At 55.9% G+C, this 24,144-nt stretch carries 24 protein-coding genes; 8 read left to right on the top strand and 16 right to left on the bottom strand.

All coding sequences use genetic code 11. The annotated features are described in order from the left end of the window. Positions 1–38 precede the first annotated feature (38 nt). A complete protein-coding gene (gene thiI, locus AAH446_RS08465) occupies positions 39–1,487 on the bottom strand; it encodes a tRNA uracil 4-sulfurtransferase ThiI (RefSeq protein WP_342906267.1) in 1,449 nt (482 codons plus the stop codon). 343 nt (positions 1,488–1,830) lie between these two features. On the opposite strand from thiI, the gene xseB reads away from it, so the two are divergent. The 4 genes from xseB to AAH446_RS08445 all read left to right on the top strand — a co-directional run bounded on the left by xseB (position 1,831) and on the right by AAH446_RS08445 (position 5,923). Next, complete coding sequence (gene xseB, locus AAH446_RS08460) at positions 1,831–2,073, top strand: exodeoxyribonuclease VII small subunit (RefSeq protein ID WP_342906266.1); 243 nt, start codon at positions 1,831–1,833, stop codon at positions 2,071–2,073. Continuing rightward, positions 2,073–2,972 (top strand): (2E,6E)-farnesyl diphosphate synthase, encoded by a 900-nt coding sequence (gene ispA, locus AAH446_RS08455; protein ID WP_342906265.1) that lies wholly within the window; start codon positions 2,073–2,075, stop codon positions 2,970–2,972. The genes xseB and ispA overlap by 1 nt, the downstream gene beginning before the upstream one ends. 15 nt (positions 2,973–2,987) lie before the next feature. Then, positions 2,988–4,853, top strand: a complete 1,866-nt coding sequence (gene dxs, locus AAH446_RS08450; RefSeq protein ID WP_342906264.1) for a 1-deoxy-D-xylulose-5-phosphate synthase — start codon at positions 2,988–2,990, stop codon at positions 4,851–4,853. 95 nt (positions 4,854–4,948) lie between these two features. Then, a complete protein-coding gene (locus AAH446_RS08445) occupies positions 4,949–5,923 on the top strand; it encodes an aldo/keto reductase (RefSeq protein WP_342906263.1) in 975 nt (324 codons plus the stop codon). Positions 5,924–6,088: 165 nt separating this feature from the next. Here the strand turns inward: AAH446_RS08445 and pgpA are convergent, their stop codons facing one another. The 6 genes from pgpA to nrdR form a co-directional block, all read right to left on the bottom strand. After that, a complete protein-coding gene (gene pgpA / locus AAH446_RS08440; RefSeq protein WP_342906262.1) occupies positions 6,089–6,595 on the bottom strand; it encodes a phosphatidylglycerophosphatase A in 507 nt (168 codons plus the stop codon). Beyond that, positions 6,576–7,550: a thiamine-phosphate kinase gene (gene thiL / locus AAH446_RS08435; protein WP_342906261.1), complete on the bottom strand. Its 975-nt coding sequence runs from the start codon at positions 7,548–7,550 to the stop codon at positions 6,576–6,578. The genes pgpA and thiL overlap by 20 nt, the downstream gene beginning before the upstream one ends. A 54-nt stretch (positions 7,551–7,604) precedes the next feature. Beyond that, positions 7,605–8,024 (bottom strand): transcription antitermination factor NusB, encoded by a 420-nt coding sequence (gene nusB, locus AAH446_RS08430; RefSeq protein WP_342906260.1) that lies wholly within the window; start codon positions 8,022–8,024, stop codon positions 7,605–7,607. Between the two features lie 16 nt (positions 8,025–8,040). Beyond that, the gene (ribH, locus tag AAH446_RS08425) at positions 8,041–8,511 is read right to left on the bottom strand and encodes a 6,7-dimethyl-8-ribityllumazine synthase (protein ID WP_342906259.1); all 471 of its coding nucleotides are present in this window, start codon (positions 8,509–8,511) and stop codon (positions 8,041–8,043) included. A 78-nt stretch (positions 8,512–8,589) separates the two neighbouring features. Beyond that, on the bottom strand, positions 8,590–9,705 hold the full coding sequence (gene ribD, locus AAH446_RS08420) for a bifunctional diaminohydroxyphosphoribosylaminopyrimidine deaminase/5-amino-6-(5-phosphoribosylamino)uracil reductase RibD (RefSeq protein WP_342906258.1): 1,116 nt from the start codon (positions 9,703–9,705) through the stop codon (positions 8,590–8,592). A gap of 3 nt (positions 9,706–9,708) precedes the next feature. After that, positions 9,709–10,158, bottom strand: coding sequence for a transcriptional regulator NrdR (nrdR, locus tag AAH446_RS08415; protein WP_342906257.1), 450 nt, complete (start codon positions 10,156–10,158; stop codon positions 9,709–9,711). A 214-nt stretch (positions 10,159–10,372) separates the two neighbouring features. Here nrdR and lysM point away from each other — a divergent pair, with 214 nt between their 5' ends. Both lysM and AAH446_RS08405 read left to right on the top strand, forming a co-directional pair. Then, on the top strand, positions 10,373–10,813 hold the full coding sequence (gene lysM / locus AAH446_RS08410; protein WP_342906256.1) for a peptidoglycan-binding protein LysM: 441 nt from the start codon (positions 10,373–10,375) through the stop codon (positions 10,811–10,813). Positions 10,814–10,835: 22 nt separating this feature from the next. Continuing rightward, the gene (locus AAH446_RS08405) at positions 10,836–11,408 is read left to right on the top strand and encodes a SadB/YajI family lipoprotein (RefSeq protein WP_342906255.1); all 573 of its coding nucleotides are present in this window, start codon (positions 10,836–10,838) and stop codon (positions 11,406–11,408) included. Positions 11,409–11,467: 59 nt separating this feature from the next. Here AAH446_RS08405 and secF read toward each other — a convergent pair whose 3' ends face one another. The 5 genes from secF to queA form a co-directional block, all read right to left on the bottom strand. Then, on the bottom strand, positions 11,468–12,436 hold the full coding sequence (gene secF, locus AAH446_RS08400; RefSeq protein ID WP_342906254.1) for a protein translocase subunit SecF: 969 nt from the start codon (positions 12,434–12,436) through the stop codon (positions 11,468–11,470). 10 nt (positions 12,437–12,446) lie between these two features. Then, positions 12,447–14,294, bottom strand: coding sequence for a protein translocase subunit SecD (gene secD / locus AAH446_RS08395; protein ID WP_342906253.1), 1,848 nt, complete (start codon positions 14,292–14,294; stop codon positions 12,447–12,449). A gap of 27 nt (positions 14,295–14,321) precedes the next feature. Further along, the gene (gene yajC, locus AAH446_RS08390; protein WP_024967238.1) at positions 14,322–14,654 is read right to left on the bottom strand and encodes a preprotein translocase subunit YajC; all 333 of its coding nucleotides are present in this window, start codon (positions 14,652–14,654) and stop codon (positions 14,322–14,324) included. 24 nt (positions 14,655–14,678) lie between these two features. Continuing rightward, positions 14,679–15,803 (bottom strand): tRNA guanosine(34) transglycosylase Tgt, encoded by a 1,125-nt coding sequence (gene tgt / locus AAH446_RS08385; protein WP_342906252.1) that lies wholly within the window; start codon positions 15,801–15,803, stop codon positions 14,679–14,681. A 242-nt stretch (positions 15,804–16,045) separates the two neighbouring features. Beyond that, on the bottom strand, positions 16,046–17,116 hold the full coding sequence (gene queA / locus AAH446_RS08380) for a tRNA preQ1(34) S-adenosylmethionine ribosyltransferase-isomerase QueA (RefSeq protein ID WP_342906379.1): 1,071 nt from the start codon (positions 17,114–17,116) through the stop codon (positions 16,046–16,048). A 338-nt stretch (positions 17,117–17,454) separates the two neighbouring features. Here queA and AAH446_RS08375 point away from each other — a divergent pair, with 338 nt between their 5' ends. After that, positions 17,455–18,036, top strand: a complete 582-nt coding sequence (locus AAH446_RS08375; protein ID WP_342906251.1) for an ACP phosphodiesterase — start codon at positions 17,455–17,457, stop codon at positions 18,034–18,036. A 185-nt stretch (positions 18,037–18,221) separates the two neighbouring features. Next, positions 18,222–18,824, top strand: a complete 603-nt coding sequence (locus AAH446_RS08370; protein WP_342906250.1) for a peroxiredoxin C — start codon at positions 18,222–18,224, stop codon at positions 18,822–18,824. Between the two features lie 239 nt (positions 18,825–19,063). Here the strand turns inward: AAH446_RS08370 and AAH446_RS08365 are convergent, their stop codons facing one another. From AAH446_RS08365 to brnQ, 4 genes are all read right to left on the bottom strand, one after another. Beyond that, positions 19,064–19,822, bottom strand: a complete 759-nt coding sequence (locus tag AAH446_RS08365) for a molybdate ABC transporter permease subunit (RefSeq protein ID WP_342906249.1) — start codon at positions 19,820–19,822, stop codon at positions 19,064–19,066. Then, on the bottom strand, positions 19,819–20,742 hold the full coding sequence (locus tag AAH446_RS08360; protein WP_342906248.1) for an extracellular solute-binding protein: 924 nt from the start codon (positions 20,740–20,742) through the stop codon (positions 19,819–19,821). The genes AAH446_RS08365 and AAH446_RS08360 overlap by 4 nt, the downstream gene beginning before the upstream one ends. 277 nt (positions 20,743–21,019) lie before the next feature. Next, entirely contained in the window at positions 21,020–22,381 is a 1,362-nt protein-coding gene (gene proY, locus AAH446_RS08355; RefSeq protein ID WP_342906247.1) for a proline-specific permease ProY, read from the bottom strand. 55 nt (positions 22,382–22,436) lie between these two features. Beyond that, entirely contained in the window at positions 22,437–23,759 is a 1,323-nt protein-coding gene (brnQ, locus tag AAH446_RS08350; RefSeq protein ID WP_342906246.1) for a branched-chain amino acid transporter carrier protein BrnQ, read from the bottom strand. Positions 23,760–24,144 lie beyond the last annotated feature (385 nt).

Here is a 24,144-nt window from a genome sequence, read left to right as displayed (position 1 = left end):
ACGTGAAGGGAGCGAAGCGATCCGCTCCCCGTTGACCGCTAGGGGCGATAAACCTTCACGTTTTTGTAACCTTGCTCGTGCAGATAGAGCGCCTGAAGACGGCTCATTACGCCACGATCGCAGTAAAGCAGCCAGTTTTTACTCTGATCGAGATTGCCAAACTGGGTGCTGAGCTTATAGAACGGCATGCCTTTGACCTCCACGCCTTCCAGCGCCAGCGGACGATCGTCCTGTTCATCAGCAGAGCGGATATCGAGCACCACATCGTTTTCGGTAAAGGAAACCACGGTCTCAACCTCAACCACTTCCTGCTGCGTCTCTTCCGCGATCTGGCGGATATCCACGTTAGTCGCTTCAGCGACCACCTTATCCAGAATGGCGAAGTCGAAATGCTGCTCTTCGCCTTCAATTCTGGATTTGACCGCTTTCACCGTCGGGCTTTTTGAGATCACGCCGCAATATTCCGGCATGGTGCGGGCAAAATCTTCAGTGCCAATCTGCCGGGCCAGGTTAATAATGTGCTCTTTATCATGCGAAATCAGCGGACGCAGGATCAGCGTATCGGAAGCATTATCAATCAGGCGCAGGTTGGTCAGCGTCTGGCTTGATACCTGACCAAGCGCTTCGCCCGTTACCAGTGCCTGAACCCCGTAACGCTCGGCAATCTGGGAGGCGGCACGCACCATCATGCGCTTCAGCACCACGCCCATCTGACCATCATCGACCTTTTCCAGAATTTCGCCCACGACCGGTTCAAAGTCGATCGCCACAAAGCGAACCTTATGCGAGCGACCAAACCGGTTCCACAGATAGTGCGCAACCTGACGGACGCCGATCTCATGCGCGGCACCGCCGAGATTAAAGAAGCAGTAATGGACGCGACAGCCACGGCGCATCAGCATATAGCTGGATACGCCAGAGTCGAAGCCGCCGGAGATGAGCGACATCACATCTTCCTGCGTACCAATCGGGTAGCCGCCAATCCCTTCGTGGCGTCCGGTAACCAGCAGCAGACGATCGTCTTCGATCTCCAGGTTCACCGTCACCTGAGGGTGATTCAGCTTCACCTGCGCGCTTTCAACATGCTGATTCAGCCCGCCGCCCACGTAGCGCTCCACGTCCTGCGAACTGAAATCGTGTTTGCCCCGGCGCTTGACACGCACGGCGAAGGTTTTGCCCTCAATGCGGTCGCGGTTCAGCTCCAGCGCCTGTTCAAAGATATTATGCATATCCGTGTAGGGGCGATCTTCCACCGCCAGCACGTGGTGAATGCCGGGAATGCGGGAGAGTTCATCCACGATCGTCTCACGCTTGCTCTCATCTTTCGAGCGCACTTCGATATGATCCCAGTGACGCACAACGGCAAGCGTTTCGTCGCTATTTTTCAGCACGTTTCGGATGTTCGTCGTCAAAATTTTGATAAAACGCAGGCGAACGGACTGGCTTTTGATGGTAATTTCGGGGAACAGCTTAATAATAAACTTCATGGCGGCACGGGTTCGTTGGGCAATTAAGTGCTGAAATATCGGCACTTAGCAGGTAAAATCATCGACTTGCAGCAGCTTTTATCCTGGCTATCCAAAATACAACGAGGCGGCAAGAGCAGGCGTCTCTGACGGCTTACTCGGTAAGCAGCAGAGGTGAATGCACGCAGCTGACAGCGCTGCAGCTTCAGGAATGAAGGGAATACATTCAGGGGCAGGAGTGTACCACATCCGAGCGGCAACTGCTTCTTCAACCGTTGCCGATATCATTATTTTGCTAATCATTTCGAGTCGGCTACCATGAGCGACTTACCCGTAATGATAAAAGATCGAGCCGATAGCGATTATGCCGAAAAAAGCCGAACAGCCCGCCAGCTTCGAAACCTCCCTGCAACAGCTGGAGCAGATTGTCTCCCGTCTGGAAAGCGGTGACCTGCCGCTGGAAGAGGCGCTCAATGAATTTGAACGTGGCGTGCAGCTGGCGCGTGTGGGCCAGCAAAAGCTGCAACAGGCCGAACAGCGTGTTCAGATCCTGCTGAATGACGATCAGGAAGCCGGACTGGCTCCTTTCACGCCGGAAAAAGAGTGATGGATATTACCGCTCTGCTTCACGCTCATCACGCCAGGGTCAATCAGGCCCTGACGCGCTTTATCGCGCCGCTGCCCTTTCAGAGTTCTCCTCTGGTAGAAGCGATGCAGTATGGTGCATTATTAGGGGGCAAGCGGCTGCGTCCGTTTCTGGTCTATGCGACCGGAGAAATGCTGCATGCTGACACCCAGGCGCTTGACGCGCCAGCCGCGGCGATAGAGTGCGTTCATGCCTACTCGCTGATCCACGATGACCTGCCCGCTATGGATGATGACAGCCTGCGTCGCGGTCAGCCGACCTGTCATATTAAATTTGGCGAAGATACGGCTATTTTAGCCGGCGATGCCCTGCAAACGCTGGCGTTTACTATACTGGCCGATACGCCTATGCCCGGCGTGACGCCTGCCGATCGCATTGCGATGATTTCTGAACTGGCTCAGGCCAGCGGCGTCGCGGGCATGTGCGGCGGTCAGGCGCTTGATTTGGCTGCCGAAGGTCAGCAGATCACGCTGCCCGCGCTTGAGCAAATTCACCGTTTTAAAACCGGGGCGCTGATCCGGGCTGCGGTACGTCTGGGCGCACTGGCCGCCGGCGAGCGGGGTCGCCAGGCGCTGCCGGCCCTCGACCGCTACGCCAGCGCGATTGGCCTCGCCTTTCAGGTTCAGGACGATATCCTGGATGTGGTCGGCGACACCGCTATTATCGGTAAACGGCAGGGAGCCGACCAGGATCTGGGAAAAAGTACCTATCCGGCCCTGTTGGGACTGGAAGGCGCACGGGAAAAAGCGAGGGACCTGTATCAGGAATCCCTCAACGCATTAGAAATCCTTGCCGCGCAATCCTTTAATACAACGTCACTTCAGGCGCTGGCGGGTTACATAATTGAACGCGACAAATAACTTCATGAGTCTCTGATGAGTTTTGATACTGCAAAATACCCGACGCTGGCACTGGCCAGCGAGGTCACGGAACTACGTCTGCTTCCTAAAGAAAGCCTGCCAAAACTCTGCGACGAGCTGCGTCAGTACCTGTTAGACAGCGTCAGCCGCTCGAGCGGCCACTTTGCCTCCGGTCTCGGCGTGGTAGAGCTGACCGTTGCGCTGCATTACGTTTACAACACGCCTTTTGATCATCTGGTCTGGGACGTGGGCCACCAGGCCTACCCGCACAAAATCCTGACGGGCCGGCGCGACCGTATCGGTACTATCCGCCAGAAAAACGGGCTGCATCCTTTTCCGTGGCGAGATGAGAGCGAGTACGACGTCCTGAACGTGGGGCACTCCTCCACCTCTATCAGTGCCGGGCTGGGTATGGCCGTGGCGGCGGGTAAAGAAGGGAAAGGTCGTCGCACCGCCTGCGTGATCGGCGACGGCGCGATCACAGCGGGGATGGCTTTTGAGGCGATGAATCATGCGGGTGATATCAAAGCCGATCTGCTGGTGGTGCTGAACGATAATGAGATGTCTATCTCAGAAAATGTCGGCGCCCTGAATAATCGCCTGGCACAGATCCTTTCCGGTAAAACCTACTCACGCCTGCGCGAAGGCGGTAAAAAGGTCCTGACGGGCCTGCCGCCGATCAAAGAGCTGGTGAGGCGCACCGAAGAACATCTCAAAGGCATGGTGGTGCCGGGCACGCTGTTTGAGGAGCTGGGCTTCAACTATATCGGCCCTGTCGATGGCCATGATGTCCTGACGCTGGTACAGACGCTGCGCAATATGCGCGATCTGAAAGGCCCCCAGTTCCTGCACATTATGACCAGAAAGGGCAAAGGCTATGCGCCGGCGGAAAAAGATCCCATCAGCTGGCATGCGGTGCCAAAATTCGATCCGGCCAGCGGACTGCTGCCAAAATCGGCCGAAAGCCTGCCCACCTATTCCAAAATCTTCGGTCAGTGGCTGAGTGAAACGGCGGCGGATGATAAAAAGCTGATGGCAGTGACGCCCGCGATGCGTGAAGGCTCCGGCATGGTGAGCTTCTCGCGTGACTACCCGGACCAGTATTTTGATGTCGCTATCGCCGAACAGCACGCGGTAACCTTTGCCGCCGGGCTGGCGATCGGCGGCTATAAGCCAGTTGTGGCAATCTACTCCACGTTTCTCCAGCGCGCCTACGATCAGCTGATCCATGATGTGGCAATCCAGAAGCTGCCGGTGCTGTTTGCCATCGATCGTGGCGGCATCGTCGGTGCAGACGGTCAGACGCACCAGGGCGCGTTTGACATCGCTTTTCTGCGCTGTATTCCCTCTATGGTGATCATGACGCCGAGCGATGAAAACGAGTGCCGTCAGATGCTCTATACCGGCTACCACTATTCTCAGGGGCCAAGTGCGGTGCGCTACCCGCGCGGCACCGGCACCGGGGCTGAATTGCAGCCGCTGGCATCCCTGCCGCTGGGCAAAGGCGTGGTTAAGCGGGAAGGCGAGAAACTGGCAATCCTGAACTTTGGTACGCTGTTGCCGGAAGCGGAGGCCGTTGCCGAATCGCTTAACGCCACGCTGGTGGATATGCGTTTCGTGAAGCCGCTTGATGAGACGCTGATCGTTGAGCTGGCCGCCAGCCATGAGGCGCTGGTCACGCTGGAAGAAGGTGCCATCAAAGGCGGAGCCGGCAGCGGCGTTATTGAAGCGCTGATGGCCCGGCGCGTGCTGGTGCCGGTTCTGAATCTTGGCCTGCCGGACGAATTTATTCCGCAGGGAACCCAGGAAGAGATCCGCCATGATTATCAGCTGGATGCACAGGGCATCGAAGAGCAGATCGGCCGCTGGCTGGCGCTGTAAATAAGACCTTGCTCCCCGCCAGGGGAGCATTGCACCTGCTATGCTTACCGGATTGTAAAAAGGCTAAACGCCCTCAACCGATCAGCAGGAGCCGCATGAAAACCACACAATTAGGCAACACCGATCTGACCGTTTCCCGTCTCTGCCTGGGCTGTATGACCTTCGGCGAACCAGGACGCGGGCGTCACGCCTGGACTTTGCCGGAAGAGAGCAGCCGGCCTCTGATAAAACAGGCGCTTGAATCGGGCATCAACTTTTTCGATACCGCGAACAGCTATTCTGACGGCAGCAGTGAAGAGATTGTTGGCCGCGCCCTGAAGGATTTTGCCCGCCGCGATGAAGTTGTCGTCGCCACCAAAGTTTATTTCCCGATGAGCAATCTCTCCGGCGGCCTGTCACGCGCCAATATTATGCAGTCTATTGACGACAGCCTGGCCCGTCTGGGTATGGATTACGTTGATCTGCTGCAAATTCACCGCTGGGACTATGACACGCCGCTGGAAGAGACGCTGGAAGCGCTTCACGACGTGGTGAAGTCGGGCAAGGCACGTTATATCGGCGCGTCGTCAATGTATGCCTGGCAGTTTGCCAAAGCGCTGTATACCGCCGATCGTCACGGCTGGACGCGTTTTGTCACGATGCAGGATCAGTACAATCTTATTCAGCGGGAAGAGGAGCGCGAAATGCATCCCCTCTGCCAGGCCGAAAATATCGCCGTGCTGCCGTGGAGTCCGCTGGCGCGCGGTCGTCTTACCCGCCCCTGGGGCGAAACCACCGCCCGCTCCGTCTCGGATGAATTTGGCAGCTCGCTGTATGAAAAAACGGAAGAGAATGATGGCGCTATTGCGCAGCGCGTCGCCGCCATCGCCGACGATAAAGGCGTCAGCCGGGCACAGATCTCGCTTGCGTGGATGCTGAGCAAGCCTGCGGTCAGCGCCCCTATCATTGGCGCCTCCCGTGCAGAGCAGCTGGAAGATTTGGTTAACGCGGTGGACGTTGAGCTGACTCAGGAAGAGATTATTGAGCTGGAAAGCGCCTATCAGCCGCATCCGGTAGTGGGATTTGAATAGCAAAAGGGCGACTATGTCGCCCTTCAGACTGCTGACAAAGGTAAAGCTCCGGGAACAGGACTGGGAGTAAAGCGTCCCGCCCCATGGACGGTGCGGGCCGAGCTATCAGGGACGATGCTTTTTGCGTCTTTACGAGCAGGCCCTGTTCCCGGAGCCGGCACTTTATCAGTTTGCCAGCAGATGGCCCGCATAATAGAGGATGCCCGCGGAGAGTATCCCGGCAATAATATCATCCACCATGATCCCCATGCCGCCATGCACATTGCGATCAAACCAGCGAATCGGCCACGGCTTCCAGATATCCAGAATGCGGAAAACCACAAAGCCAGCCAGTACCCACTGCCAGCTATTTACCGGGATGGCCATCAGCGTAATCCACATGCCGATAAACTCATCCCAGACAATACTGCCATGGTCGTGTACGCCCATATCTTTTGCCGTACGATGACAAAGATAAACGCCGATTGAGATGCCAAACATGACGACCAGGGAATAGATATCCGACGGCAGGAAGGTCAGCAGGCACCAGAAGGGTATCGCCGCCACCGAGCCCACGGTGCCGGGCATATAGGGGCTTAGTCCGCTGCCGAATCCGGTCGCCAGCAGGTGCCACGGATTGGACATTTTCAGGCGGCTTTTAGCCACATCTTTATCACGAGTCAAAATGATCAAATCCTTTCAGGTCGATCTCTACCGGCGCGCCATCCTGCATCAGCACCAGCCCTTCCGACTGCGGCGCCATCTGTCCTACGCAGGTAAAGGGCACGCCATAATGTCCCAGCGCGACATCAAGCGCGCCGCGGTTGATCTCCGGTACGGTAAAGCAGAGTTCATAATCCTCACCGCCGCCTAAGGCCCAGCGCAACGCCTGCTGAGGCTCGAAATGCTGCTGCATCACGTCCGAAAGCGGCAGGGCTTCCAGATTGAGACGAGCGCCGCAGTCGCTGGCTTTCAGAATATGCGCTAAATCGGAGATCAAACCGTCGGAGAGATCGATGGCTGAACTGGCGAGATCGCGCAGCGCCTGGCCCTGCAAAATACGCGGCATCGGGCGCAGATGGCGCTTGATCAGCGCTTCATGCGCCACCGGATCGCAGATTTTCACCTGATGCTGAAGCAATGCCAGACCCGCAGCGCTGTCGCCCAGGGTGCCGGTGACATAAATCCAGTCGCCTGGCCGGGCACCGGATCGCCTCAGCGCCCTGCCCTGCGGCACCAGTCCATGAATGCCCAGCGTCATACTCAGCGGGCCGCGCGTGGTATCACCGCCGATCAGCTGCATATTGTAGTAGTCGAGCAGTTCAAACAGGCTGTCGCTAAACGCCTTCAGCCAGGGTTCGTTTATCTCAGGCAGCGTCAGCGCCAGCGTCAGCCACGCCGGATCGGCCCCCATCGCGGCAAGATCGCTGAGGTTGACCGCCAGCGCCTTGTAGCCGAGATCGGCAGGATGCATATCACGCAGAAAATGCACCCCCTCCACCAGCGTATCGGTGCTGATAGCCAGCGTCTGCTTTTCAGGGAGAGTCAGTAATGCGCAGTCGTCGCCGATGCCCTTTTCCACATCGCGACGGGAGCTTGTCACGCGGTCGAAATAGCGCGTGATAAGTTCAAATTCGCCACATGCCATAGAGTGCGTTCCGAGTCTGAAAAGAAAGAAGGCCGGAAAACCGGCCTGGAAGGATTACTTCTTATTGGGGCGGATTTGCGGCGCGGCTTTATCCAGCACGCCGTTGACAAACTTATGGCTGTCTTCGGCGCCGAAAATTTTGGCCAGCTCAATCCCTTCATTGATTGCCACTTTGTAGGGAACATCAGAACGCTTGCTCAGCTCGTACAGTGAGATACGCAAAACGGCTCTCTCAACCTGTCCCAGCTCTTCCAGCTGGCGTGACAGGTACGGCTTCATCAGCCCGTCAAGGTACGCGCTGTTGGTCGCAACGCCAGTCAGAAGCTCACGGAAATAGCTGATATCAACGTCTTTGACGTCTTGCTCCGCCAGAAACTGGTATTCGACATCAGCGATGTCGTTTTTGGACAACTGCCAGGAGTAAAGCGCCTGGACAGCACATTCACGGGCGCGGCGACGAGCAGCAGGTTTCACGAAATTCCCCTTAAAATCAGGCTTTGATGGCTTTCAATACGTTAATCATTTCAAGTGCGGTCAGGGCAGCTTCCGCGCCCTTATTCCCCGCCTTCGTTCCGGCGCGCTCAATGGCCTGCTCGATGTTTTCCGTCGTCAGGACACCAAAGGCTACCGGAATATCGCTGTTCATCGCAACGCTGGCCAGGCCAGAGCTTGCTTCACCCGCGACGTATTCGAAGTGGGCGGTACCGCCACGGATAACGGTGCCCAGCGCCACAACGGCATCATGCTTACCGGCTGTCGCCAGCGCACGTGCGGTCATTGGCATCTCATAGGCGCCCGGTACCCAGACCACGGTGATGTTTTCATCTTTCACCTGGCCAATGCGTTTTAAGGCATCAAGCGCACCGCTCAGCAGGCTGTCGTTGATAAAGTTGTTGAAACGCGCAATCACGATGGCAACGCGCGCGTCAGGAGTAGCAACAGCAGCTTCAATAACGTTCATAATCTTCCTTTCAGGGTTCTGTAATGGCCCCGCAGGGGGGCGGATTCTATCACACTCTTTACCGGTCTGCTTCCGCTTTTAGTAGGAGTTTGACCGGGGTGTCAGGGTGAGGCGTAAATCCGGCCCCACCTGACGAATATCGCTGAAAATGAACTCAGGCACTTCAGCAAGTTGTGCTATGCCGGGAAGATGGCACAAACCCCGCGCCGCATCACCGAGCAGTTTAGGGGCGATATAGACAATCAGCTCATCCACCACGCCCGCTGCGATCAGCGCACCGGCAAGACCAGCGCCCGCCTCAACCCAGACGCTGTTGATCTGACGGCGGCCAAGCAGCATCAGCAATGAAACTAAATCTGTCTGCCCATTGTGCTGCGGCACCATGAACTGCTCAACGTTATCCGGCCACTCGCGTTCGTCAGCGTGGTGGCGCGCCAGCCAGGTCTGCCCGGTCTGCCGGATGAGCTTTCGCTCAGGCGTCACGCGGTTCTGGCTATCCAGGATCACGCGAACCGGCTGGCGTAAATCGCTTTCCGGATAGTCGCGCTGGCTCTCCGCGCTCAGCTCATCCCAGCGCACGGTGAGCGAGGGATCATCCGCCAGTACGGTAGCGCTGGTACTTAAAATAGCGGCGCTTTGCGCCCGCAGGCGCTGCACGTCACGGCGCGCTTCAGGGGAGGTGATCCACTGGCTTTCGCCGCTGGCCATGGCGGTGCGTCCATCCAGCGAGCAGCCCATTTTCAGCTGAAGCCAGGGAAAGCCGGTGCGCATCCGCTTGAGAAAGCCGCGGTTGAGCGCCTCAGCCTCCTGCATCATCAGTCCGTGGCTTACCTCAATTCCCGCCTGCTGCATACGATACATCCCTCGCCCCGCCACTTCCGGATTGGGATCCTGCATCGCCACCACTACCCGACCGACGCCGGCGGCAATCAGCGCATCGCAGCACGGCGGCGTACGCCCGTGGTGGCTACAGGGCTCCAGCGTGACATAGGCTGTGGCGCCCTGCGCTTTTCCCCCCGCCATTTGCAGCGCATGCACTTCCGCGTGCGGCTCACCGGCACGGTAGTGATAGCCTTCGCCAACGATGGCGTTATCGCGCACGATCACGCAGCCTACATTGGGATTAGGCGCAGTAGTAAAGCGACCGCGGCGGGCCAGCTCAAGCGCTCTTGCCATGTATATTTCATCGCGCATCATTTAATCCTGCAGGCGGGCGATCTCTTCGCCGAATTCTTTGATGTCTTCAAAGCTCCGGTAGACGGAGGCGAAACGGATATAGGCTACCTTATCCAGCTTTTTCAGCTCATCCATCACCAGATTGCCAATCATTTTGCTCGGCACTTCCCGCTCGCCGGTGGAGCGGAGCTGGCTTTTAATATGGGTGACCGCGTTTTCCACATCGTCAGCGCTGACCGGGCGCTTTTCCAGCGCCTTCATCAGGCCGCTGCAAAGCTTATCTTCGTTAAAAGGTTCACGAACATCGTTACTTTTCACCACCCGTGGCATCACCAGCTCGGCCACTTCAAAGGTGGTGAAGCGCTCATGACACACCAGACACTGACGGCGGCGACGCACAGAAGTGCCTTCTCCCACCAGGCGAGAATCGATCACTTTGGTATCCACAGCGGAACAGAACGGGCAATGCATGATGCTTCCTGCTAATCCTGGAAATTGGAACACAGTGTAGCGCGAAGTGGCCGCTAACTAAATAACGGACGGGGCTTTTACCCCGGTTTGTGCCCGCTCCACGGCCTGATGTCACTTTCAGAGACCCTCTGAAGGAGGGAACGGGATCTACAAGCTATAATGAAGGGGCTAATCAGCGTAACTTTTTTCTTATCAAGGATAAACCGGAGGATATATGGGATTGTTTAACTTCGTAAAAGAAGCAGGAGAGAAATTGTGGGACAGCGTGACCGGCGACAAGAACGATCAATCGAAAAAGCTTCAGGACCACATTTCCGGACTGAATCTGCCAGGAAGTGACAAAGTTAACGTGCAGGTGAATGACGACAAAGTCAGCATCAGCGGCGAGGGGATCTCTCAGGAACTGAAAGAAAAAATTCTGGTTGCCGCAGGTAACGTCGCGGGCATCACTGCGGTAGAAGATAACGTGAAGGTTTCCGACGCCGCTACCGAAGCGCGTTTCTATACGGTGAAAAAAGGCGATACCCTGAGCGCCGTAGCGAAAGAGATGTACGGCGACGCCAGCAAGTACAACAAAATCTTCGAGGCAAACAAGCCGATGCTTACCCATCCGGATAAAATCTACCCCGGACAGACGCTGCGTATCCCGGAATAATGCTGCTGTAAGGAGCTGTATTATGGCTAACCCCCTGATGACTAAAACGCTTTTCTTTTCTCTGGCGGCTCTGCTTGCAGGCTGCGCCTCACCGCAGAATCAGCCCGAGCTGAACAGGCTGAATAATCAGGTGGGTAAGCTGAATAGTGAGATGCGCCAGCTGACCCGGCAGGCTACCGCACTTGAGCAGCAGAACAGCCTGAATCTTAACGCATCGCAGGGAGCCTGGCTGCTCCCTGCAACCAACGCCGCGGTACTGTTAAAGAGCCAGGCGGGTGAGGTCAGGCTTTCACTGAGTCATGTGGAAAGCGAAGCTAACGGTACCAGAGCGACGTTGCACGTCCGTACGGCAGGCGACAAACCGCTTCCCGGTTTCAGCGCCCAGATCGAATGGGGCGAAATGGATAAGACGACCGGCAGGCCGCTACAGGCAAGCAGCCAGACGCAGAAGGTCAGCGTGAGGGAATCGCTGTTACCGCGTAGCGAAATCGCTATTCCTCTGCGGCTCAGCAACTTCACTCCTCAGCAGTTAGGCTACGTGAGGGTGCATGACATTGTGGTAAACGCCCCAGCTCCAGCAACGATACAGCCATAAAAAAAGCGCCGCATAAGCGGCGCTTCAGACAGATGTCATAACGCAGGAAGAACTGGCCGTTACGGCAGAATCGAAGGCTGATCGGCGCCCTCTTTCTCCACTTTCTGCTGCAGCATATGCTCCCGCTTCATCCCCAGCTTCAGCGCCAGCGCCGAGGCCACATAGATAGATGAAATCGTACCGATGGACACACCAATCAGCATGGTCAGCGAGAAGCCTTCCAGCAGTGCCCCACCGAAGATATAGAGCATCAGCACCACAACCAGCGTGGTTGCGGAGGTCATGATGGTACGGCTCAGCGTCTGCGTCAGCGAGACGTTAACGATATCGTAAGGTGTGCCGCGGCGGATTTTGCGGAAGTTCTCACGGATACGATCCGATACCACGATGCTGTCATTTAGCGAGTAGCCGATAACTGACATCAGCGAGGCGACGATGGTCAAATCAATCTCAATATGGAACAGAGAGAGAATGCCCATGGTGATCACCACGTCATGCGCCAGCGCCAGTACTGCGCCCAGCGCCAGGCGCCATTCGAAGCGGAAACCGACGTAGATCAGGATAGCAATCAGCGCCATCAGCAGAGCCATACCGCCAGCCTGCGCCAGATCGCTGCCCACGCTCGGGCCAACGAACTCGATGCGCTTGACGGTGGCGTTCTGCCCGGTCGCCTGGTTGATGATGGTCACCACCTTGTTACCCAGCTCCTGACCCGCATTCCCCTCTTCAGGCGACATACGAACCAGCACGTCACGGCTGCTGCCGAAGTTCTGCACCTGCGGCTCTTTGATGCCGGATTGCTCCAGCGAACTCCGCAGCGTATCCAGCTCCGCCGGCTTTTCGAGCGTAATTTCAATGACCGTACCGCCGGTAAAATCCAGACCCCAGTTAAATCCTTTCACGCCCATGATCGCCAGCGCGGCGACCAGCAGCAGGCCGGAAAAGGTAAAGGCCAGTTTGTCCCAGCGCATAAAGTCATGCACTTTACGCCCGTAGTTTAATTGTTCAACGCTATAGTCCTGTGCCACAACGCACTCCTCAGATAGACAGCTTGTTGATGCGTTTGCCGCCGTACAACAGGTTTACGATGGCGCGGGTACCGACAATGGCGGTAAACATGGATGTCAACACGCCGATAGCCGTCGTGATGGCAAAGCCTTTAATCGATCCTGTGCCCACGGCGTAGAGAATAATCGCGGTAATGAGCGTCGTAACGTTGGCATCGATAATACTGGAGAACGCGCCTTTATACCCTTCATGGATCGCCTGCTGAACGGAACGTCCGTTCTTCAGCTCTTCCTTGATACGCTCGTTAATCAGCACGTTGGCATCGACCGCCACCGCCAGCGTCAGAACGATACCGGCAATACCTGGCATGGTCAGCGTGGCGCCCGGCAGAAGAGACATTATCCCGACGATCATAACCAGGTTAGCCACCAGCGCGGTTGTCGCGATCACGCCGAATTTACGGTAGTAAACCACCATAAAGACGATAGAAGCGATCAGGCCCCAAAGACAGGCTTCCAGCCCCTGGTTGATGTTCTGCTGACCCATGGTTGGGCCGATCGTGCGCTCTTCCACGATCTGAATCGGCGCAATCAGCGCACCGGCACGAAGCAGCAGCGAAAGCTGACGCGCTTCATTCGGGTTGTTGATACCGGTAATGCGGAAGCTGTTACCCAGACGTGACTGAATATTCGCCACGTTGATCACTTCTTCCTGCTTCGCCAGGATGGCGCGACCGTTAGCATCCTTTTTGCCGCTGTCTTTGTATTCCACAAAGAGCGTGGCCATCGGCTTACCAATATTGTCCTTGGTGAAGTTGGACATAATATTGCCGCCCGCGCTGTCCAGGGAGATATTTACCTGAGCCTGGTTATATTCATCCTGGCTGGACGTGGAGTCGGTAATATGGTCACCGGTGAGGATAACGCGTTTATAAAGGGTAATCGGCTGACCGTCGCGGGTATTTTTCACCTCTGAGTCGCCCGGGACGCGGCCATTTGCGGCGGCGGTAGGATCGACAGAAGTATTAACCAGACGGAATTCCAGCGTCGCCGTAGCGCCCAGGATCTCTTTCGCCGTGGCGGTATCCTGAATGCCAGGCAGTTCGACCACAATGCGGTCAGCGCCCTGCCGCTGCACCAGCGGTTCGGCAACGCCGAGCTGGTTAACGCGGTTACGCAGAATATTAATATTTTGCTGAACGGCATATTCGCGGGCTTCGCGCAGACGTTCATCGCTCATGACCGCGCGCAGTACGTTGCTGCCGGAGTTGCTAATGACCAGATCGCGATGGCGGCCCGTCAGATAGCTGGAAGCTTCATTGCGTGCGTCAGCATCGCGGAAGCGAATTTCAAGACCGTAGTTATCGGTTTTGCGTACGTTGGTATAAGGAATGTTTTTATCACGCAGATCGCTTCTGAGGTTATCGATATTCTGCTCCTGGAGCTTGCCCAAGGCGGTATCCATATCGACTTCCATCAGGAAATGCACGCCGCCGCGAAGGTCAAGACCGAGCTTCATCGGCTCAGCGGCAAGCTTTGATAACCAGGTTGGCGTGGCGGGCGCAAGGTTAAGCGCGACCACATAGTCATCGCCAAGCTCGCGACTGATAGCGTCACGGGCGCGCAGCTGCACGTCTCCGTTAGCAAAACGCGCCAGGATGGCGCCATTTTCCAGCGCAATTGATTTGCTCTGAATGTTGTCTTGTTTTAAAGCAGCCTGGATCTGACCCAGCGTTTGCTCACTGGCGGCGCTACCGCGCGCACCAGTGACCTGAACAGCCGGATCCTCACCATAAAGGTTGGGAAGCGCATACAGCAGACCGACGAGTAACACGACGATCAGCATGATGTACTTCCACAGAGGATAACGGTTTAACACGGCAGTTCCCTTAGGGAAAACAAAAAATTAAAGCGCCTTCATCGTACCTTTCGGCAGAACGGCAGCCACGAAATCACGTTTGACCACAACTTCCGTTGTATCGTTCAGCGCGATAGCCACATAGCCGGTTTCAGCCACTTTCGTTACGCGACCCACCAGTCCACCGGTGGTCAGCACTTCGTCACCCTTGGAGATGGAATCCATCAGTTTTTTATGTTCTTTTGCCCGCTTCTGCTGTGGACGCAGGATCATGAAATAGAAAATCAGACCGAAAACCACCAGCATGATAACCAGTGAATAAGGACTTCCCTGTGACGGTGCTCCAGCGGCAGCGACTGCGTCAGAAATGAACAAACTCATTAAATTCCCCTCTTTGTTTAATTATCAGACGTTTAACGGCGGAACCGCCTTGCCCGTCCGGTCATAGAAATCGGTAACAAACTGCGCTAATTTACCCTCTTCAATCGCCTGACGTAAACCCGCCATCAGGCGCTGGTAGTAGCGCAGGTTATGAATCGTGTTCAGTCGCGCGCCCAGAATTTCATTGCAGCGATCGAGGTGATGCAAATAGGCGCGGCTGTAATGGCGACAGGTGTAGCAATCACACTCGGCATCAAGTGACGACACGTCATCTTTATATTTCGCGTTGCGGATTTTCACTACGCCATCGGTCACAAAAAGGTGGCCGTTGCGGGCGTTGCGGGTAGGCATTACGCAGTCAAACATATCGATGCCGCGACGTACGCCTTCAACCAAATCCTCAGGTTTGCCGACGCCCATCAAATAACGGGGTTTATCCTCAGGGATCTGGGGACAAACATGCTCCAGGATGCGGTGCATATCCTCTTTTGGCTCACCCACCGCCAGGCCGCCCACAGCGTAACCATCAAAGCCAATCTCCACCAGCCCTTTTACGGAGACATCTCGTAAATCTTCGTAAACACCGCCCTGGATAATACCGAAAAGCGCGTTTTTATTCTCAAGGGAATCAAAACGATCGCGGCTTCGCTGCGCCCAGCGTAGTGACATCTCCATTGAACGCTTAGCGTAATCCCAGTCGGCCGGATAAGGCGTGCACTCATCAAAGATCATGACGATATCGGAACCGAGATCGAACTGGATCTCCATCGACTTTTCAGGATCCAGGAAGATCGCATCGCCGTTGATAGGGTTTCTGAAATGGACGCCCGCCTCGGTAATTTTACGGATGTCGCCAAGGCTGAACACCTGGAAGCCGCCGGAATCGGTCAGGATAGGCCCTTTCCACTGCATAAAATCGTGCAGATCGCCGTGCAGCTTCATGATCTCCTGGCCGGGACGCAGCCAGAGATGGAAGGTATTGCCGAGGATGATCTGAGCGCCGGTATCCTGAACTTCTTCAGGGGTCATGCCTTTTACCGTGCCGTAGGTGCCCACCGGCATAAAAGCGGGGGTTTCCACCACGCCGCGATCGAAGACCAGACGGCCACGGCGCGCGCGCCCGTCGGTAGTATCTAATTCGAACTTCACGTTGCCTCCACCAGAGAAACAGTCTGATGTGTGATTAAAAGGAGCGCATTCTATCAACCATACAAGCTGCCGCACAAGCCAGCCCGCAAAGTAAGCCTCTATTATGCGTGGTAAGATCATTAATCTGCCAAAGCGCATCACACTGTAAGTAAGATGCGCCCGGAGAATTACTCATAGCGACAGCGCTTGCGGTTAGCTCCGCTATCTATATAGAGAGGCTGCTCTGCCCGTGTTGCGCAGGACTACTTGCCCACCTGCTCATCAATGGCCTGCGGATTGCGTGTAATGAACATCGCATCCCCGTAGCTGAAGAAGCGGTACTGTTCCGCCACCGCCTGCTGATAGGCATGCATGGTGTTGCGATAACCGGCAAACGCCGAAACCAGCATAATCAGCGTCGATTCCGGCAGATGGAAGTTCGTCACCAGTGCATCAATCACCTGATAGCGGTAGCCGGGATAGATAAAAATTTTGGTATCGTCAAAAAACGGCGCGATAAGCGCTTCACCGGCCGCCTGTGCCGCGCTCTCCAGAGAACGAACCGAGGTTGTACCCACGGCGACAACGCGATTGCCCCGCGCCTTACAGGCCAGCACGGCATCCACCACGTCCTGCGGCACCTCGGCATATTCGGCGTGCATGATATGATCTTCAATACTGTCAACGCGAACCGGCTGGAACGTCCCGGCCCCTACATGTAAGGTGACGAAAGCGGTCTCAATCCCTTTCTCACGCAGCGCTGCCAGTAGCGGCTCATCAAAATGCAGCCCGGCGGTGGGCGCAGCTACCGCACCCGGGCGCTGACTGTAGACGGTCTGGTAAAGCTCGCGGTCGGATTCTTCATCCGGGCGATCGATATAGGGTGGCAACGGCATATGGCCGATATCATTCAGAATATCCAGTACCGGTCGGGCATCATCAAAGCGCAGTTCGAACAGCGCATCGTGCCGCGCCACCATGGTCGCTTTGACGCTGTCATCGTCGCCCAGCAGTAATTCTGCACCGGGTTTAGGTGCTTTAGAGGCGCGCACATGGGCCAGCACACGCTGTTCATCCAGCATCCGCTCAACCAGCACTTCAATTTTTCCACCGCTGGCTTTACGGCCAAATATCCGCGCCGGGATCACCCGCGTGTTATTGAACACCAGCAGGTCGCCGGGATTGAGCAAGTCCAGCAAATCGGTAAAGACCCCGTGCGTCAGCTCGCCGTCCGGTCCGTTCAGAGAGAGAAGACGGCATCCGCTGCGCTGAGCCTGCGGATAGTGGGCGATCAAAGATTCGGGCAGTTCAAAGGAAAAATCGGCAACGCGCATGGTCATTCACTGTCAGGGAAATCAGGGCGCATAGTCTAGCTGAAAACCAGCCAATTCTAAACAATCAGCGCAGCCAGGGTGGCATTCCCGTGAGCGACCGCCACTGACAGTGGTCAACATCAGCGTCGATGAGCTTACTTCAGTAAGTGATTCGGGTGAGTGACCGCCGCTAACACAGGTATAACGTCAGAGACGAAGAGGTTCCTCCACAGTATCTGGCGTTATACCAAGGCAGCAAGGGAGGGAATCCCGATGAGCTTACTTCAGTAAGTGATTCGGGTGAGTGACCGCCGCTAACACAGGTATAACGTCAGAGACGAAGGAGGTATACTGATCGCATGAACTTTCTTGCCCACCTCCACCTCGCCTCGCTCTCTGAGAGCTCGCTGCTCGGCAATTTGATGGCCGATTTTGTTCGCGGTAATCCTCGCGACGTCTGGCCTGTTGCCGTTGCTGAGGGCATTTTACTGCATCGCCGCATTGACGTGATGACGGATTCTCTGCCGGAAGTCCGGGCGGCGAAGGCCTTTTTCCGTGATGAAACCCGGCGTGTTTCTCCGATCACGCTGGATGTTATCTGGGATCATTTTCTTTCTCTGCACTGGGATAAACTTCAGCCGGAAATTTCCCTGCCAGCTTTTCTGGCTCATGCCGAATCTGTGATCGCCCCCGAATTGTCCAGCACGCCGGTGCGCTTTCAAAACCTTAATAACTATTTATGGACTGACCGGTGGATGGAGAAATACGCCGACGCTTTTTATCTTCAGGGCGTGCTGAGCGGCATGGCCAGCCGCCGTCCGCGCCTCATCGCGCTGGCGGACTCCTACCATGACTTTATTGATAATTATCAAGTTCTTGAGGATTTCTTCTGGCAGTTTTACCCGCGAATGGTGAAACTGGCTGAACGAAAATCGCTCTGAATAGGCAAAAGGGATTGCCCTTTTGCGGAAAAAGGTTAAGGTAGTGGGCTACCTTGAAAGTTAATCTATTTGATAGGTATAACCTATCTGAATAATCGGCGCTACGCGCTGGTTCCCGGACGGACGCCCCCCGTATACTGCTGGCGATTCGACTTTTTAATCCACTTATCTCTACAGGAGTGAATATGGTCCTGGTAACTCGTCAAGCCCCCGATTTTACTGCCGCAGCCGTGCTGGGCAACGGTGAAATCGTTGATAACTTCAACTTTAAAAAACACACCGCTGGCAAAGCCACCGTTGTGTTCTTTTGGCCAATGGACTTCACGTTCGTTTGTCCTTCAGAACTGATCGCCTTCGACAAGCGTTACGAAGAGTTCCAGAAGCGCGGCGTGGAAGTGGTCGGCGTTTCTTTTGACTCCGAGTTCGTGCACAACGCATGGCGTAAAACGCCAATCGATAAAGGCGGTATTGGCGAAGTGAAATACGCCATGGTTGCTGACATCAAGCGTGAAGTTCAGAAAGCTTACGGTATCGAGCATCCGGACGCAGGCGTTGCGCTGCGCGGCTCTTTCCTGATCGACAAAGCCGGTGTGGTTCGCCACCAGGTTGTTAACGATCTGCCGCTGGGCCGTAACGTTGACGAAATGCTGCGTATGGTTGACGCGCTGCAGTTCCACGAAGAGCATGGCGAAGTGTGCCCGGCTCAGTGGGAAAAAGGAAAAGAAGGTATGGGCGCGTCTCCAGACGGCGTTGCTAAATACCTGTCCGAGAACGCGACCAAGCTGTAATCGTTCGCTTCCCGAAGAAGGCTCGCTCAGGCGGGCCTTTTTTTATGCCTGAAACGCGGTGGCTGGCTGCCGTTTAGCAGCATTAGCTACGGCTCGGCGGACTTAACAAGCCGGCAAAAAGAGCTGAAGGAAAAACAGACTGCCGGAGGGGATCGACGCGGAATGACGGGAAGTCTATGTCTGGCGGGGAAAACCAGACGCATGAACGGTTGGTCAGGCACAGGCAGAAGTTCTTATCCCTAACGTATACGGCGTGCAGCAGCAAAACAGAGCAGTGGGACCGGCAGGGTAAAGAGCAACAGCAGCCACAGCAGCACATAAACGGCATCAATACCGTCGTTTTGCAGATTGTTATAGAGCTGTACCGGCATCCCCTGAGGGAAATAAGCGAATATCATCACGATGCCAAATTCGCCCATAGCGCGTACCCATGCAAGTGCGGTGGCAGAAGCGAGGCCCGCCGCGGAAAGCGGTACCGAGAGCCGCCAGAAGCGCTGCCACGACGAGGCGCCCAGCGTCTGTCCCGCGTCTAACACTTCCTCAGGCACGCCCGCAAAAGCTGAGCGCGCTGTAGTAATAAAGTAAGGGAGCGCGCCGTACCACTGCGCCAGAATAAAAGCGGCAGGATTATTGACCAGCGTCCAGCCAAACCGGCTCAGCATCTCTCCCGGTAGGCTATAGGGCCCGTAAGCGCTCACCAGCAGAATTCCCATCGCCAGCGGTGGCGTCAGCAGCGGGATCAGCACCAGCACTTCAACAATCGCTCTTGCCCGCCCCTTTGCCTGCGACAGCCACCAGGCGACCGGCAGCCCGCTGACAAAAATCAGCAACACCGCTACCGCTCCCAGCCCAAGTGAAGTCCTGATAGCGCTGCCATCGCCCCATGCGAGACGCAGATGCTGCCAGTGCGTCACGCCAATAAGCGTAATAAAAGGCACGGCCAGCAGCATCAGGGCCGGCAGTGAAAGCCAGAGTGAAGTGGCATAGCGTCTTTTCATTGCGAACAGATTACGCCGCCTTTTGGCCCGGCATACCCATACTGCCTGAATATTTTCTGCCCGGCATCACTCTGCATAAAATGGATAAAGGCATTACCCGCCTCCGCACCATGAGGGGCGTTTTTCAGCACGGCTGCATAGTAAACCAGAGGCTGGGCACGTAGAACTTTGTCCTTGCCGGCACTGTCTTTCACGCTGAAGCTGACGGTGTCGTACCATTTTTCCTTCATGGCCGGATTACTCAGGTTGATTTCATCCGGCAGCGCCACGTAGGGCAGATGTGCCGAAATAACCTCGCTTTCATAACCCGCTGCCGCATCAACCTGCCCACTTTCCAGACGCGTCAGCAGACCGCCTTCGAGATGCGTTTGCGCCGGATTCTGGTAGCCGCCCAGGATTTTGTCCGCTATCCCCGGCTCTCCGGCATATTTTTCAGCCAGCAACAGCGTAAAGATAATATTCTGGCCTTTGGGATCGTTAACAGGATCGGTACGGCCAAACCTGACGCCCGGCGTCGCCAGAACTTTTAACCAGCTGGCATCGCTCCCTTTCGCCTGGGCAAACCGCTGAGCGTACTTTCCTTTTGGGCTGTAAGCTACCACCATGCTGGTACTCGCCACCGGCATCGCGCTGTCAATGAGCCCGGCGTCCTTGAGAATTTGCATCGGGCCGGGCGTGATGGAGACAAACACATCCGCCGTAATTTTCCGGCTGGCCAGCAGGCGTGCCATGCCGTAGGCGCCCTGCCCCTGTCCCTGGTAATTTCCTTTCTGCCGATCCGCAAACGCTGGCCCCAGCGCCCGATCCATCACTTTCCCCATCGATCCGGCATAGGTGACGCGAATGTCGCTGGCGTAAGCGTTCAGGTTAAAGCAGGTTCCGGCCGCGATAATCAGCCCAATAAGTGCCCGGTTTTGCATTTCTCTTACCGTTATATAATTAAGTAGATAACGATTATCGGCATTTGCCTGCGCCCGACAAGGGAAAATTTATTGCAAAATATAGCGAAAGCCACCGGCATGGGCTTTAAGAATGGGCGCTTGTCTGCTTCCGGGCCTCATCTGAACCGGGCCGGGCGACGCTGTACTGGCGCCTCTTCCGTAGGTCAGCGGCCCCGTCAGAAGAGAGCGGTATAAAAAAAAGCCCCGTCGCTGCCAGAAAATGTCCTGACGGCGGCGGGGCTTTTGATTCAGGCGCTTATCCGCGCACGCTGACTCTTTTGCGGACAAACAGCCAGCTCACCAGCAGCAGGGCCAGCCAGCCAATACCGACATAGAGTGAGATGCGGGTATCCGGGAAGTAGCCAATCAGGCCAATGATAAAGGCCAGGAAAAGGATCCCCACCAGTGCGGTAAAGCGGCCACCCGGCATGGCGAATTTCAGCGCCTTCGCCTCTTCTTTCGTCAGCGAGCGGCGGAAGCCTATCTGGGCAAACAGGATCATAATCCACACCCAGACGGTGGCAAAAGTAGCCAGCGAAGCGATCACAAGGAAGACTTTTTCCGGCATCAGGTAGTTCAGATAAACCGCCACCAGCATCGCCAGCATCATCACCAGCACCGTCACCCAGGGAATGCCACGGCGGGAGACTGTGGTAAACATCTTCGGCGCATGTCCCTGTTCCGCCATGCCGTGCAGCATACGCCCCACGCCGAAGACGTCGCTGTTAATCGCCGAGAGCGAAGCGGTGATCACCACGAAATTCAGAATGGTCGCCGCGGCCGCAATGCCCAGATGCTGGAAAGTCAACACGAAAGGACTGCCGTTGGTGCCGACCTGGTTCCAGGGGTAGATCGACATAATGACGAACAGCGTGCCGACGTAGAACACCAGAATGCGCAACGGAACGGTGTTGATCGCTTTAGGAATAGAGGTTTCCGGGTCTTTCGCCTCTCCTGCCGTGATGCCGATGATTTCGATGCCGCCATAGGCGAACATTACGATCTGTAGCGACAACACCATACCGATAACGCCGTGGGCAAAGAAGCCGCCGTTGGTCCACAGGTTGTGGATGCCGGTTGGCTCGCCGCCATTACCAATGCCCCAGAAAATGATGCCGATTCCCGCCACGATCATAATAATGATGGTGGCGACTTTGAACAGCGACAGCCAGAATTCCACCTCACCGAACACCTTGACGGTTGCCATATTGATCGCGCCGATAATCAGCACCACGCTCAGCACCCAGATCCAGTGCGGCACGTCCGGAAACCAGACGCTCATATAGATGCCAAAGGCGGTGACGTCGGCAATAGCGACGATCAGGATTTCGAAGCAGTAGGTCCAGCCGGTAATGAAGCCAGCCAGCGGCCCAAGGTAATCCTGAGCGTAACGGGAGAAGGAGCTGGCCTGCGGGTTATTAACGGACATCTCACCCAGGGCGCGCATGATGATGTAAGCGATGGCCCCGCCAATAATATAGGCGAGGATCACGCTTGGGCCGGCCATTTTCATAGCATCAGCAGAACCGTAAAAAAGGCCGGTTCCAATAGCCGACCCCAGGGCCATAAAGCGAATGTGGCGGGTACTCAGTCCCTTTTTGAGCTTGTTCGTGGTCATTTCTTCTTTCCTGTGGTTCCCCTGCTGCCGGAACCACAGGGGTAATAGGTATAGCTTACTGCTGGTGCGCACTTACCTGCTGACGGCCCAGCGCACGATCGTAAAACGCGACCAGGACCAGCATCGCCAGCGAAGGCGGCAGCCAGGAGAGTCCCTGCTCCGCCAGCGGCAGGCGCTGAACGAAACCGGGCAGCAGCGAGGCCAGCGCACTGCCTTTTGCCGCGTCGATGATACCAAACAGCAGGCTGATCAGCATCGTTGGGGCAATAACGCGTGCGCTTTTCTTCCACCATTTTAAGGTGAAGCTAAGTAAAATCAGTACGATACACGGCGGATAGATGGCGGTCAGCACCGGCACGGAGATCTGAATAAGGTGGCTCAGGCCCAGATTTGAGACCAGCATGGAGAACAGGCCCAGAATAAAGACCAGCTGACGATAGCTCAGCGGCAGGTATTGCTCAAAAAATTCCGCACAGGCGCAGGTCAGGCCAACGGCCGTAACCATGCAGGCCACAAAAATCAGCGCGGCCAGGAACAGGCTGCCCGTATTGCCAAAGGTGTGCTGAACATACGCATGCAGAATGGCCGCTCCATTCGCATTCTGATCCACCAGGCTCGCGCTGTCGGAGCCCAGACGGAACAGGCTCAGATAAACCAGCGTCAGGCCGACACCGGCGATCAGTCCCGCCAGAATGGTGTAGCGCGTTAACAGTTTCGCATCGCTAACCCCGCGCGAACGTGCAGCGTTAACGATCACGATGCCAAAGACCAGCGCACCCAGCGTATCCATCGTCAGGTAACCGTTGACGAAACCGCTGGAAAAGGCGGCGTGCTGATAGGCATCGGTGGCGGGTGCCATGCCATCCGCAGGCCACAGCAGAGCGGCCACGCCCAGCACGGCCAGCGCGATGATTTTCAGCGGTGCCAGGAAATGCCCGACCGTATCCAGCAGTTTGCCAGGATAGAGGGAAATCAGGATAACCAGCGCAAAGTAAAGCACGCTATAGATAAACAGCGGCAGCGCACCATCGCCGGTCAGCGGCGCGATGCCGACTTCAAAAGAGACGGTGGCGGTACGCGGTGTGGCAAAGAGCGGGCCCACGGCCAGATAGCAAACGGTCGCCAGTACGATGCCGGCCGCTTTGCCGATAGGCGAACTCAGCGCATCGATACCGCCGCCGACGCGCGCCAGCGCGATAACGGTAATAACGGGAAGCCCCACGGCGGTGATCAGAAAGCCAAGCGCGGCAATCCAGACGTGTTCACCGGACTGAATGCCCACCATAGGCGGGAAAATGATATTGCCGGCTCCCACAAACAGGGCAAACGTCATGAAGCCCAATGCGAGGATATCTCTGGTAGTTAAACGATTAGTCATAGTCAGCGGTATTGCCTGTACTGGTGTGAATGAAGTCGCGATGTTGAGTTAACCACCCTGTCTGCTCTGAAAACGCCGTCATATCAAGCCGGTGCAGGTAAAAATTCTGCCGTGCGGCGGTAAATACAGCGTAATTGGGCGGATTTTAATCTTTTTACAGGGAGGTAACGTAAAAACGGCGCTAAGTAAACCGTTTATAGCGGTGAAAGGCAATACGGGATCGGAAAAGCAGAGCGATATAGCGTAAAAACCGCGGCATACAGCTTTTCGCTTCAGTTTATCGCCAGGATGCCTTACATGATTTGCATTCTTTTTGCTCAGGGCGGGGTTACTTCCTGCACATATGCGGGGAAAGATGCACAAAAGGCGCGATTTCTCGCGCCTT

Source organism: Erwinia psychrophila (assembly GCF_039023475.1).
Lineage (GTDB): Bacteria > Pseudomonadota > Gammaproteobacteria > Enterobacterales > Enterobacteriaceae > Erwinia.
This window is presented reverse-complemented; position numbering and strand designations above follow the sequence as displayed.

Excerpts from the sequence above, each read along its gene's own strand:
- AAH446_RS08370 (WP_342906250.1), top strand. The coding sequence starts at position 18,222 with ATGGTCCTGGTAACTCGTCAAGCCCCCGATTTTACTGCCGCAGCCGTG.
- xseB (WP_342906266.1), top strand. The coding sequence starts at position 1,831 with ATGCCGAAAAAAGCCGAACAGCCCGCCAGCTTCGAAACCTCCCTGCAA.
- brnQ (WP_342906246.1), bottom strand. The coding sequence starts at position 23,759 with ATGACTAATCGTTTAACTACCAGAGATATCCTCGCATTGGGCTTCATG.
- dxs (WP_342906264.1), top strand. The coding sequence starts at position 2,988 with ATGAGTTTTGATACTGCAAAATACCCGACGCTGGCACTGGCCAGCGAG.
- ispA (WP_342906265.1), top strand. The coding sequence starts at position 2,073 with ATGGATATTACCGCTCTGCTTCACGCTCATCACGCCAGGGTCAATCAG.
- thiL (WP_342906261.1), bottom strand. The coding sequence starts at position 7,550 with ATGGCATGTGGCGAATTTGAACTTATCACGCGCTATTTCGACCGCGTG.
- AAH446_RS08445 (WP_342906263.1), top strand. The coding sequence starts at position 4,949 with ATGAAAACCACACAATTAGGCAACACCGATCTGACCGTTTCCCGTCTC.
- yajC (WP_024967238.1), bottom strand. The coding sequence starts at position 14,654 with ATGAGTTTGTTCATTTCTGACGCAGTCGCTGCCGCTGGAGCACCGTCA.
- AAH446_RS08365 (WP_342906249.1), bottom strand. The coding sequence starts at position 19,822 with ATGAAAAGACGCTATGCCACTTCACTCTGGCTTTCACTGCCGGCCCTG.
- ribH (WP_342906259.1), bottom strand. The coding sequence starts at position 8,511 with ATGAACGTTATTGAAGCTGCTGTTGCTACTCCTGACGCGCGCGTTGCC.
- AAH446_RS08360 (WP_342906248.1), bottom strand. The coding sequence starts at position 20,742 with ATGCAAAACCGGGCACTTATTGGGCTGATTATCGCGGCCGGAACCTGC.
- AAH446_RS08405 (WP_342906255.1), top strand. The coding sequence starts at position 10,836 with ATGGCTAACCCCCTGATGACTAAAACGCTTTTCTTTTCTCTGGCGGCT.
- thiI (WP_342906267.1), bottom strand. The coding sequence starts at position 1,487 with ATGAAGTTTATTATTAAGCTGTTCCCCGAAATTACCATCAAAAGCCAG.
- lysM (WP_342906256.1), top strand. The coding sequence starts at position 10,373 with ATGGGATTGTTTAACTTCGTAAAAGAAGCAGGAGAGAAATTGTGGGAC.
- nrdR (WP_342906257.1), bottom strand. The coding sequence starts at position 10,158 with ATGCATTGCCCGTTCTGTTCCGCTGTGGATACCAAAGTGATCGATTCT.
- queA (WP_342906379.1), bottom strand. The coding sequence starts at position 17,116 with ATGCGCGTTGCCGATTTTTCCTTTGAACTGCCCGAATCTTTGATCGCC.
- proY (WP_342906247.1), bottom strand. The coding sequence starts at position 22,381 with ATGACCACGAACAAGCTCAAAAAGGGACTGAGTACCCGCCACATTCGC.
- AAH446_RS08375 (WP_342906251.1), top strand. The coding sequence starts at position 17,455 with ATGAACTTTCTTGCCCACCTCCACCTCGCCTCGCTCTCTGAGAGCTCG.
- ribD (WP_342906258.1), bottom strand. The coding sequence starts at position 9,705 with ATGCGCGATGAAATATACATGGCAAGAGCGCTTGAGCTGGCCCGCCGC.